General features: G+C 73.4%; 13 protein-coding genes. 8 read left to right on the top strand and 5 right to left on the bottom strand.

The annotated features are described in order from the left end of the window. Positions 1-1,217: 1,217 nt before the first annotated feature. From ACIQI7_RS38605 to ACIQI7_RS38585, 5 genes are all read right to left on the bottom strand, one after another. Positions 1,218-1,451, bottom strand: a complete 234-nt coding sequence (locus ACIQI7_RS38605) for a hypothetical protein (protein WP_401119466.1) — start codon at positions 1,449-1,451, stop codon at positions 1,218-1,220. 50 nt (positions 1,452-1,501) lie between these two features. Beyond that, entirely contained in the window at positions 1,502-2,464 is a 963-nt protein-coding gene (locus tag ACIQI7_RS38600) for a hypothetical protein (protein WP_401119464.1), read from the bottom strand. Between the two features lie 231 nt (positions 2,465-2,695). Further along, on the bottom strand, positions 2,696-2,986 hold the full coding sequence (locus ACIQI7_RS38595) for a helix-turn-helix domain-containing protein (RefSeq protein WP_401119461.1): 291 nt from the start codon (positions 2,984-2,986) through the stop codon (positions 2,696-2,698). 40 nt (positions 2,987-3,026) lie between these two features. Beyond that, on the bottom strand, positions 3,027-3,266 hold the full coding sequence (locus ACIQI7_RS38590; protein ID WP_401119459.1) for a pRL2-19: 240 nt from the start codon (positions 3,264-3,266) through the stop codon (positions 3,027-3,029). Then, entirely contained in the window at positions 3,259-3,579 is a 321-nt protein-coding gene (locus ACIQI7_RS38585; protein WP_401119456.1) for a hypothetical protein, read from the bottom strand. Before ACIQI7_RS38585 ends, ACIQI7_RS38590 begins: the two co-directional genes overlap by 8 nt. Before the next feature lie 168 nt (positions 3,580-3,747). Here ACIQI7_RS38585 and ACIQI7_RS38580 point away from each other — a divergent pair, with 168 nt between their 5' ends. From ACIQI7_RS38580 to ACIQI7_RS38545, 8 genes are all read left to right on the top strand, one after another. Beyond that, positions 3,748-3,885, top strand: a complete 138-nt coding sequence (locus tag ACIQI7_RS38580) for a hypothetical protein (protein ID WP_401119454.1) — start codon at positions 3,748-3,750, stop codon at positions 3,883-3,885. Then, positions 3,882-4,130: a hypothetical protein gene (locus tag ACIQI7_RS38575; RefSeq protein WP_401119452.1), complete on the top strand. Its 249-nt coding sequence runs from the start codon at positions 3,882-3,884 to the stop codon at positions 4,128-4,130. Before ACIQI7_RS38580 ends, ACIQI7_RS38575 begins: the two co-directional genes overlap by 4 nt. Before the next feature lie 32 nt (positions 4,131-4,162). After that, a complete protein-coding gene (locus ACIQI7_RS38570; RefSeq protein ID WP_401119449.1) occupies positions 4,163-4,402 on the top strand; it encodes a hypothetical protein in 240 nt (79 codons plus the stop codon). Positions 4,403-4,479: 77 nt separating this feature from the next. Next, positions 4,480-5,502: a protein spdB gene (locus ACIQI7_RS38565; protein WP_401119445.1), complete on the top strand. Its 1,023-nt coding sequence runs from the start codon at positions 4,480-4,482 to the stop codon at positions 5,500-5,502. Between the two features lie 2 nt (positions 5,503-5,504). Then, entirely contained in the window at positions 5,505-5,696 is a 192-nt protein-coding gene (locus ACIQI7_RS38560) for a hypothetical protein (protein ID WP_401119442.1), read from the top strand. Between the two features lie 90 nt (positions 5,697-5,786). After that, complete coding sequence (locus ACIQI7_RS38555) at positions 5,787-5,993, top strand: hypothetical protein (RefSeq protein WP_401119439.1); 207 nt, start codon at positions 5,787-5,789, stop codon at positions 5,991-5,993. Positions 5,994-6,055: 62 nt separating this feature from the next. Beyond that, positions 6,056-6,493 (top strand): hypothetical protein, encoded by a 438-nt coding sequence (locus ACIQI7_RS38550; RefSeq protein WP_401119436.1) that lies wholly within the window; start codon positions 6,056-6,058, stop codon positions 6,491-6,493. 150 nt (positions 6,494-6,643) lie between these two features. Then, complete coding sequence (locus tag ACIQI7_RS38545; protein ID WP_401119433.1) at positions 6,644-9,139, top strand: hypothetical protein; 2,496 nt, start codon at positions 6,644-6,646, stop codon at positions 9,137-9,139. Positions 9,140-10,355: the final 1,216 nt, after the last annotated feature.

Genomic DNA, 10,355 nt, shown 5'->3' with positions numbered 1-10,355 from the left:
TCCGATCTGGGGGCGGGCGCCCATCGGGCGCGCGCCTACGGCGCTACGGGCCTGACGGCCCGTCAGGGCCGGGCCCGCTTCGCTACGCTCAGCTACCGTTGACGATGTGACGCATAGTTTGGGTAGAAGGGCCGTCAGGCCCTGGCGGGCCTCCCGCGCCTCCCGCAGGGAGGCCCGGCTGCGCCGGGCCGTCAGGCCCCGCAGCCCCGGGCGCGGAGCCCGGCCACGCGGCCTGACGGCCGCAGGCCGGGAAGGCCGCGCCTACGGCGCGGAGGGGGGGTGCATGGCTGGTGCTCTACGGTCTGAAAGTGCCAATCTGGTGCACCCCCTGTTTCCGCAGCTCAGAGGGGGTGCACCAGATTGGCACTTTCAGGATCGGGCGACGTTTCCGCAGCTCAGAGGCCCTTTTCTGAAAGTGCCAATCTGGTGCACATGCACCCCACTTATCCACAGGACGGAACGGGTTATAACGGACAGTCACCCGGGTTATCCACAGGCCCAGCTGACGTCTCGTGCACCCCCCGTGCACCCCCGCCGTGTCCCGGGGGAGACGGCGCCGGGGGCCGGTGGGCGTGCCAGGACGTCATCAACCGCTAGGCGGCCCGTCAGCGGCCCTCTGAGGGCTGTTCAGCGGCGCCCTGGGCCCGGGCTCGCGCCGCCAGTTGCGCGCGCGCCTGGGCGATCACGTCGTCCCGCGACGTCCGCCCCGGACGCCTGCCGCGACCGGCCGCCGGGATAGCCGGCTGTTCCGGCGCGGGGATAGCCGGCTGTTCCAGCGGCGGAACAGCCGGGGGTGGGACCGGCCGCTCCGGCGCCGCCCGCTCCAGTACCCGGGACGCGGCCGCGTCGAGGGCGGCCCGCAGTCGGCGGGCTTCGTACGCCCGCTGCCGGCAGCTGCGGCGGCAGTGCACCCGGCGGCTGGCCGCCGGTGCGGTGAACGGCTGCCCGCAGCCGGGGCACGCCCGCGTCTCGTCCATGCGGCCAGGGTGCCAGCCAGCCCGCGCCTTCGACCGGCAGACGCACGGACCAGCGTCACAGTGACGGTGCCCGGCGAGTGTCACTGTGACGCTGTCGCGTCTGGGTCTGGGGCGGGGGAGCCAGGCCGTTTCCCCACGTCACAGCACGCGACAGCGTCACAGTGACAGTGGCGCGCGACAGGGGGCACGACAGCAAACGCCCCCGCCCCGAGGCGGGGCGGGGGCGTTTGGGGGCGGCGCCTACCAGTCGAGCCGGGGGCCGCCGTAGTCGTCGCCGTACGCGTCGGCGGTGCGGTCGTCCGGGTTGGTGCGGGAGGTGAACGCCCGGCCGGGCCCGGCCGGGCGGCGGCGGCCCTTGTCGATGCACGCGGCCTTCTCCCGGGCCCGACGCTGCGTCTCGTCCCACGGCTCGGGGAGGTGGTGTCGGCCGTGACAGTCGACGCCCCCACAGTGCACCCCGTTGGTGTCGTCCATGGTGATCCTTCCTCTCCGCGGCCCGCGCCGGTCGGCGCGGGCCGCAGTTGTCAGACGGCAGCGGCGCCCGCCTCCCGGCAGGGGCCGCACACGGTGTTGCCGCTCGCGCTGCGGAACGCCCTGCCGCAGTGGTCGCAGGTGATCAGCAGCAGCGGACGCTGCCCGGTGGCCAGCGCGGCCGGGCCGCTGGACAGCGGCGGGGCGGCGGGCAGGCTCGCGATCAGCGCCCGCAGGTAGGGCAGGGGCCGGGAGACGTCCGGCCGCTCGGGGCCGAGGTAGGCGTGCCAGTCGGCGGCTGTCCAGGTGCCCGCCGTGCGCTCCATGGCCCTGGCCAGCTCCTCCACGCCTCGGTGCCGGTCGCGTTCCCACTCCGGGCGGGTCTGCCAGGCGCGGGAGGAGTACCACTGGAGGCGCTGGACGACATCCTCCGCCGCTGCCCACCACCACTCGGTGTGCTCCGCCCCTGCTGGCAGGGAGGGCGTGTCGATCACGAGCCCGAGCCGAGGGCGGAGCGTGTAGTGGTCCGTGAGGCGGAGGCGTCCGGCGCGGTTGGTTGCCGCTCGGACGTCAGCGGTCAGCTGTAGGTGGCCATCCGCCTTCAGGTGGGGCCGGTGCCGCTTCACGTTGCGGACGGACATGCCGCTCATCCGGGCGAGCACGTCATCGGCGAGTGAGCCGGTCCACCCGTTCGCGGCGTAGGCGTTGAGCAGCTGCCCGCAGGCGCGGTCTCGGGTCTGCACGGACCCGGCCCACTTCGCGGGGGTGATTTTCGGGCCGGGCCGCAAAGGCCGGCCTTCGAGGGTGGCGCCGGTGGGGGTGCGCCGGTCGGCCTCGATCAGCCCGGCCTGCTCCAGGTGGCCGAGGTGGGTGATCGTGGCGCGACGGGCGAGCCCGGACAGCTCCGCCACCTGGGCGACGGTGAGCGTGTCCGGGCTCGGGTGCGCGGTCAGCGCGGCGTGGATGGTGCGGCAGGACGCGCAGTCGCGCGGCCGGATCTCGCCATTCGTGGGCACGTGCAGGGCCTCTCTGGCCGGGCCCGGTGGAACGGGGGACGAGCGTCCCCTACCATCGGTGCCAGACCTCTAGCTGAGTCGAGGTCGACGGCGAGTCCTCTCGGGCTCCACGGACGGCAATCCGTGGAGGCAGTTCCCGGGGGGGCTTTCGTCGTTCCTGGGGTCTGTGCTGATCACTGGGTGATCGGTGACGCAGAGACTACGCCCTGTGGTGGCGGGCGGGCGGACCGGTCACACCGGGACGGTGGTCTGCGTCCCCCCGGCCGCCGGGGCCAGGCGTGCCGGGGGCAGGGCCCGGACGGCCTCGGTGGGGCCGCGCAGCAGGTCCGGGACGCGCAGGGCGTAGTGCCGGGCGAGGGCGTCGAGGTCGGCGAGCGACCAGTCCGAGCGGCCGGACTGGCGGCGGCTGATCTGGGCCTGGCTGACGCGCAGTCCGGCGCCTAGGTCTGCCTGGGTTTCGCCGGTGGCGTGCATCAGGGCCGCCACGGTCAGCCGCAGGAGTGCGGGCGTCGACGTGTCCATATACAACCTCCGCATGGTTTATGCACTGGATGCATGATGCCTAGTCAGCCGGGCGGAACTCCAGTCCCGCGCCCGGCGTGTCGGGCCGGGGCTGCACGGACAGCCGGAACGAACCGTCGGCCTGCGGCTCGAACGAGACGGCGTGGTAACTGCCGTCCCGCCCGGTGATCGCGTCAGGGTCCAGCGCGCCGGGGCGCAGGGTGACGGAGCCCCCGGCGTCCATCAGGACGGCGATCAGCATGGCGTGGCTCATGTCCTCGGGGGTGGGCAGGTCAGCCACGGGTGCCCCCGCTGCGGTGGCCGCCACGGGTGCCGCCGGAGCGGTGCCCGGGGGTGGTCTTCGCGGTCCTCTTGGGCCGGACGTCCGCGCCCGCGTCGCGCAGCCAGGCCGTGAGCGTGTTGGGGCTGATCTGGGCGAGGGCGGAGATCCGGGCGCGCTGGGCGCCGGTGGCGTCGGCGGCGACGGCGGCCTCCCGCAGGGAGGGGACGAGTTCCTCGGCCTGCGCGAGGAGGGCGGCGCGCTGGGCGCCGATGCGGGCGACTGTGCGCAGTGCGGCGGCCTGCTGCTCCTCGGGGAGCGGGTTGTTTTCCATGCTCAGAGCATACAGGCGACACGTACGGGATTGAGGACTTGTATCCACTGCGATTTTCTGTCACATTGGATTCAGCGCCGGAAACGGAGCGGCCCCGACCAGGGGGTGCAACCCCTGGTCAGGGCCTAGATCACCCATCTCTGACTCTGACAGAGGAGGCGATCCGTCATGGATCGTACCGACCCCGGGCCCACGCCCGACCCGACCCCCGACCCGACCCCCGCCCCGGAGCCGGCGCCCGAGCCGACCGTCCTGGAGCGCGGTGCCGGCCACAGCGTCATCTGGCCGCAGGGCGGTGCCCGATGAGTTTCGCCGGAGGCACCCCCGTGCCGCCCCAGCCCCAGCCCCAGCCCCGTCCCCGGCCGACCCGCGCGCAGCTGCTCGCGGCGGCGGCCCGGGCGCAGGCGGAGACGGCCGCGTACCGGGAGGCGGCGCGGGCCGCGTCGCTGACCGGCCCGGCGGGTGCGGCCGCCGCGCGGGACCTGCTGATCCTGCACTCGACCGCGCTGGAGATCGCTGAGGACCGCTGGCAGCGGGTGGCGGCGCTGTGAGCGCCGGGCGCCGTACGCCCCGGCGTCTGGGCGTGCGTACCACCGTCGTGCTGTCCTGGCTGGCCGCCGCGCTGCTGGGCCTGATCGTCGGCTACGCGCTGACGGGGCTCGGCTGGCCCGACCCGTACCAGTCGCTCGCCACCGTCGGCGGCTGCATGACGACCGCGCTGATCACGAGCGGCGCGGTCTGGGAGATCTGCCGCCCGTCGTCGGCCCGCCCGTGGGTGGACGACGACCAGGGCGACGGGCACCCCGTCGACCCCACCGCCTGACCCTCGTTCCACCCCCTCAGGCCGGGCCCCGGTGGCACCCGGGGCCCGGCCCCCAACAGCCCACTAGGAGGGCTCCCATGAATGTACGCACCACGCGGCGGGCCCGGCTCGCCGCCCCGGCCGTGGCCGCCACCGTGCTGTCGGCCGTGCTGACCGTGACCGTCGTCGGCCTGTGGCTGGGCGCCGTGATGCCGCTGTTCCTCGCCGTGGTGATCGGGCTGGGGCTCGACGCCGTGTGGCTGGCCGCTCAGGCCTACGACCGGCGCCTCGCCGCCCAGGGCGACCACGACTGGCGGGTGACGGCGGTCGGCTGGGCGCTGGCCGTGGTCGCGACGGGCGCCCAGGTTGCCCACGCGCTCACCTCCGACCACACGGCCGCGTGGCTGGCCGTCAGCTGGCTCCCCCTCGCCAGCAAAATCCTCTGGTGGCTGCACTCCGTGTGGGAGCGCACTGAGCTGTCCCCCCGGGCCCGCGCCGAGATCGGCCGGCTGCTCCAGGCGGAGCGCGACGAATCCGCGGTTGCCCGCGCCGCGCTGCGGGCCCGCACCCGGGCCGACCGGGTTCGCATGGCCGCGATGGCCGAGGCGGGTGCCGATCTGGCCCGCGCTCAGGAGCGGGCGGCCGGGCAGCTGAGCGGGGCGTGGGCCGCGCTGGCGGAGGTGCCCGACCCGCAGGAGCACGCGGCCGTGCTGGAGCGGCTGGCCGCCGCCCCGGCGGAGTCCTCCGCGTGGGAGGCGCCGCGCTGGACGCCGGTCGCCGCGCTGCGGGCCTCCGCCTCCGCCTCCGCCGGAGATCCGGCGGGCCTCCGCCCGGCGGCCGCATCCGCGCAGGCCACGGCGTCGCCGCAGGCCTCCGCCCCCCGCCCCGGCGCCCCGGCGGCCCCGGCCGCGCCGCTGTCCGTCGCCGCCGCCGTGCGGGAGGTGGCCGCCGCCCGGATCACCGACCCCGCCGAGGTGCACGCCCGCGTCGCCGCGCTGACCGGCCGCGCGGACGTGCCGCGCTCCACGGTGCAGCGGGAGCTGCGCAACGTCCGGGCGTCCGCCGCCCCGGCCGCCTCCGCCCGCATCGGGTTCGCCCCCGTCCAGACCCCCCGGAGCTGACCGTGCGCCACGACCACGAGCCCCAGCACTACAGCACCGGGGAGATCCTGCGGATCGGTGCTCTCGTTCTCAGGGCGGCGGTCCGGGGCGGGCCGACGGCCCAGCTCGACCGGCGGGTCGCCGCCATCCAGGCCGCCGCCGTCGAGCGGGAGGCCGCCCAGCAGGCGGCCCGCGCCGCCCGGCGCCGGTCGTAGGTCTCCAAACCACCCCCGCCGCCGCGCCTGCGGCGGCATGATCCCGGGGCGGGCCGTCCGGCCCGCACCCACCACGAGAGGGAGAACACCATGGCCACCCACGGCGGCATCCAGGTAGGCGACCAGGTCGAGGTGACGGCCGGCCAGTACGCCGGGGGCCGGGGCCGCGTGGTCTGGGTCGGCCCCGACGACGTCGAGATCAGGGGGCTGATCGGCTGGCTGGCTGAGGCGGTCTGCTCCCTGCCCCGCGTCCGGCCCGCCGACCTGCGCCGGATCGGCACCGCCGACCGGACCTGACCGACCCAACCGCGGGGCGGCCCCGACCCGGGGCCGCCCCACTTCGACACCGAGGAGCGACCATGAGCACCCGCCGCACGTTGCACCACTACCCCGCGTTCAGCGCCCCGTCCGCGGACGAGGCGTACCGGGACGCGCCCCTGCTGACGCACGAGCAGGAGGCGCTGGACCGGCTGGCCCGGGACCCGGAGCTGGGCAGCTGCAGGGAGGCCGTCCTGCGGACGGCGGCGCTGGCCGACCGGCGGTGGTGGCGCAGCCGGACCGAGGCGGACGCCCAGGCGGCCGAGCGGGCCGCGTACGCGCTCCAGCAGCACGACCGGGCCCACCCCGGGGAGGCCTTCGGGCCGATCGGCCCGGACAGCATCGAGTGGGACGCCCCCGGCGGTACCCGGGCGTACGTCCGGCAGGAGTACTGGGCCTGGTACAACGTCCCGCCGGGCTGCGGGAACTGCCCGCCGGAGGACCCGTGCCCGTGGCACGCGGAGCACGGCACCCGCTGAACAACCGGGGTGCGGCTGTCAGGGGCCGCACCCACACTGACGCTCAGTAGCGCGGTGATCACCGGATGACGCAGCGCCCCGGCGGGCCATGGAGTGATGGCCCGGGCCCGCCGGGGGCGCGTGATCCCTACACGGAGGAGAGGGACCACGATGGACATGCTCGCAGCCGAGCTGACGACGCATCAGATCGCATTCAGCCTGATCCAGGTCGGTGACGGCACGGCGGACGGTACCACCGTGCTGTGGGAGGCCGGGGCCGTGATCGGCGCGGGGCTGCTGCTGTGGCACAACCGCGCACGCCTGGCGCAGTGGGCGGGCACGCAGGTGGCGCGGGCGGCGACCGGGGTCGGCCGTGGCCTGTGGCGGTTCGTGTCCGGCCGGGAGCTGTGGGGGCGCCCCCGCTCGAACGCGACGACGTGGCGGCGGGGCACGGTCAGTACCGACTGGCGGTGGCACCCGGCGCTGCAGGGCAGGCCGGCTCCCGGGGCGGCGCTGCTGAAGTCCGTGGCGGCCGCCCCGGCCGGGACGGCCGGGCCGGTGGGCGGGCGGGCCGCAGCGTGGCTCCAGGAGGCCGCAGAACGGGCCCTGAGGCCCCGTGAGGACGGCGGGTCGGGGGAGTGGCTGGTCTCCGTCGCCCGGCGCGTCGGGCAGGCCTGGCGTTCCAGCGTGCGGGCGCGGCGCAACCTGGTCGACGGAGTTCTCGTGCTGCGGGACGCCGGAGCGGCCGGCGTCCGCTCGGCCGGGCGCTGGCACATGTGGCCGTACGCCGGGCGGGCGCTGGCCCGGTGCGGGGCGCTGGCCCTCGCCTGGCAGGGAGTGCACGACCCCGTCGGCGCGGTGCTGTCGGCCTACATGGCGTCCGTGGCGCTGGGCATGGCCTACGTCACCGGGGAGCACGGGCTGGGGTGGTGGCGTCCCCGCGACCGGACCGACGACGAGATCTACCTGCCCGCGCTGTGGCTGGCCATGGCGCCGATGCTGGGCCTGGAGGACCCCCGCGCGGCCCAGGACCGGCAGGCGGCCCTGATGCATTTCCTGACGCAGGGGGCGGGCGGGGCGCCTGTTCTCCCAGCTCAGGCGCCCACTGCCCAGCTGATGGGCGAGGCGGAGCTGCCCCCCGTCCCCCCGGCCGAGGACTGGATTCTGTTCCCCGGCGACGCCCGGAAAAGGGACGCGGAAATCATTCTGCGGCTCCCGATCACATTCGTCGGGACGCAGGGCGAGCAGGACACCCTCGATTCCCTGGTTAATTCCCGCGTGCCGCTGGGTGAGTGGCGCTCCACCTGGCAGCTGGCGGGGGATCACCACTGGGTGGTGTGGCGGCACCCCAAGCCCCCGGCAAAGCGGGCTGAGCTGCCCCGATCCGTCGACTGGATCGCGTCGGCCGACCCGTACCGGGTGATGGTCGGGGTCGGGCACGACGGCCCGATCTGGATCGACGTCGAGACCCTGACGCCGCATTTCGGGGTGTCCGGAGAGACCGGCCGTGGCAAATCCACGGTTCTCTATATCCCGGTCGTGCATTTCCGTCAGAACGGCTGGCTGGTCGACATCATCGACCTGAAATTCGACTCCATGGAGGAGACGCACGGGAAGTCGGGTGTGCGCAACCACACCGATGTGCGGTCCGCCGTGATGGCCATGGCCGAGTTTTTCGTCTCCATGAAGTCGGCTCAGATGGCTCGCCACACCGGCCACACCGTGATTCCCCGCGTCCTGGTGATCGACGAATTCTCGTCGTTTATGAAAGCCGCGTACCTGTGGTGGATGTACGGCGTCAAGGGAAAGGGCAAGCCTGCATTTCACGCCTGGTTCCAGATGATTCTGATGCAGGGCCGCACCGGTAATCACCGGATCGTGCTCGGCGCCCACCAGTTCGCGAAGGAGATTTTCGGGGACACCGAAACCCGCGACCAGGTCGGAACCAAAATCATCGTCGGCCCGGCGTCCGACCCGAAATGGGTCGTGACGTACGGGCACGCCAAGCGCCCGGACTGGGACCCCGAGGTTAAGGGACGCGGCGTCATCGGCGTCACCGGCGGGCACGTGCAGGAATTCCAGGTCGCCTACATCACGCCGCAGGTGGCCGGATATCTGGACGCCTGCCCGCAGGCGCCGGAGTGGTTCGACCGGGGCGAGATGGCCCCCTGGATCACGGCGGCCGGGCTGGAGAAGGCCGAGGCCGAGGCGGCCGTCTCGTCGTTCCTGCCGGGCTCGGAACTCATGGGCGCAACCTCGCTGCGCGATGACACGGTGGTGTGGGGTACGCCCAGCTCAGACCAGGTTGCGGGGGGTTTCGCAACCGGCCCGGTTACCCCGGCCGCAACCCCGTCCCCGGCGGCGCCGCAGGCGCCCGCGCAGCCCGTCGCCCAGGCGCCGGCCGATCCGGCCGACCGGTGGCAGCAGCCCGTCACGTACACCGTCCGCCAGGCCTGCGAGAAGGGCATCATCCCGACCACCTACAACGGTGCCAAAACGCTCAAGTCCAAGACCAAAGACCTGGTCCCGTTCCCCGACGGGGCGCCCGGGGAGAACGGCACGGAGTACACCGCCGAAGCACTCCAGGAATGGCACAGGGCCGCCTCCGAGGCGCGCCGCACCGGGGGAATCCCGCAGCAGCCCAAGCACCTGAAGTCCGTGGCCTGAGAAGGCCTCAGAAGGGCCCCGGCCGACCCCGGCCGGGGCCCTTTCCCGCGCCCGTCCCGGAACCGGGCCTAAGGGGCCAGTACCCGAAATCCGCGTCACATCGTCAACGGGCCCGGCCGGGACCGGACGGGCCGCTACCAGAATTTCACGCCATATCGTCAACGCGGCCCGGGAGCCGGACGCCGACGGGCGCCCAGAAAACATGCCGATTCAGCCAACTGAAAAGGCGTCAAACATTGCCCATTCGGCTAACTGAAAAGGCACTGGAGAACGCCCATTCAGTCAACTGAAAAGGCTAGAAAAGGGCGCCGAAAAGGGCCGCCAGGCCCCCTGGATTCAGCCAGCTGCAAAGGCATGGCGGGGCCGTATGGGTGGATTTGGGCGGTTCCCCGGGGCCGGTCGCAGGCCGGAAACGCGACCACTGGGCCCCAGATCCACCACATTTGTCTAGACCAATCGCCGGATTGGACTAGACCACTAGCCCAAGGGTGATTACAGAGCGTCATTCCCCGCCCTTCCAAGATCAACAACCGCCATGACCCCAAGGGTCCGAAACGGCGAGAGAGGCGATTGGTCCAAACCATTACCGTGCACACGACAAGGTGCCAGAGATTACGAACCGTCACAAATGACAGGAGTCAAAGAATCTACGGTCATTACACCAGGCGGGGCCTGAAAATGCCCGGCGACCCCCGCCACCCCACCAGTCAGCCAAATACAGAACCCATCCGGGCCGGATACCAGGAAACCGCCTCTCCGTCAGGAGAGGGGCCGCTACCCGAATTTCACGTCACATCGTCAACGCCCCCGCCCGGGCCGCAGGCCCGGAAGGCGCCGCAGGCGCCCCCAGAACGGCCCCGACGGCCCGCCACAGGCCAGGAAGGGCAAGGGGAGGGCCCTGCTACCCGAATTCCGCGTCACATCGTCAACGCTGCCCGGCCGCAGGCCGGTGCCGGAAGGATGGGCCACTACCCGAATTTCACGTCACATCGTCAACGCCTCGCCCGGGCCGCAGGCCCGGAAAACCCCGAATAGGGAGGCGCCGCAGGCGCCGAAACCCGCCCACGAATTCCCCGTAGGGGAATTCTCCTAAGCCACTCTCACCCCCGGCGTAGCCGGGGGTGCACCTACCCTCCGTGGCGCCGCCAGGCGCCACCCGGACCTGACGGCCCGTCAGGGCCGAGCCCCGAAGGGGCAAGCCGTAGGCTTCCGCCCC

The sequence above is a fragment of the Kitasatospora sp. NPDC092039 genome (assembly GCF_044756065.1).
Taxonomy (GTDB): domain Bacteria; phylum Actinomycetota; class Actinomycetes; order Streptomycetales; family Streptomycetaceae; genus Kitasatospora.
The sequence above is the reverse complement of the archived record's forward strand: the minus strand, read 5'-3'. Positions and strand labels throughout refer to the sequence as shown.